1 protein-coding gene is annotated in these 367 nt (G+C 64.9%); it reads right to left on the minus strand.

Annotated features, from left to right (window positions below):
* The coding region (locus tag KKO72_RS21420) for a methyl-accepting chemotaxis protein (protein WP_251140831.1) at positions 1–367 on the minus strand (367 nt) is incomplete at both ends.

The raw sequence follows: 367 nt of genomic DNA on the forward strand, positions 1-367 counted from the left end.
GTTGGTCTGGAAGGCGATGCCGTCGATGACGCCGATGATGTCGCTGATCTTTCGGCTGCTGTCGTTGATTTCTTCCATGGTGCTGACCACCTGGCGCACCACCGCACCACCGCGCTCGGCCACGCTGGAGGCGTTGGCGGCCAGGGTGCTGGCCTGGCGGGCGTTGTCCGCGCTGAGTTGCACGGTCTGGGTGAGGTGGTCCATGCTGGAGGCGGTGGACTGCAGGTTGCTGGAGGTTTGTTCGGTGCGTTGGGCGAGGTCGTTGTTGCCTTGGGCGATCTCGGAGCTGGCGGTGGCGATGCTGTCGGTGCTGTGGCGCACCTGGTTGACCATGGTGCCTAGCGAGGCGTTCATGCTCGAGAGGGAC

It is taken from the genome of Rhodoferax sp. U11-2br (assembly GCF_018619435.1).
Classification (GTDB): Bacteria; Pseudomonadota; Gammaproteobacteria; order Burkholderiales; family Burkholderiaceae_C; genus Rhodoferax.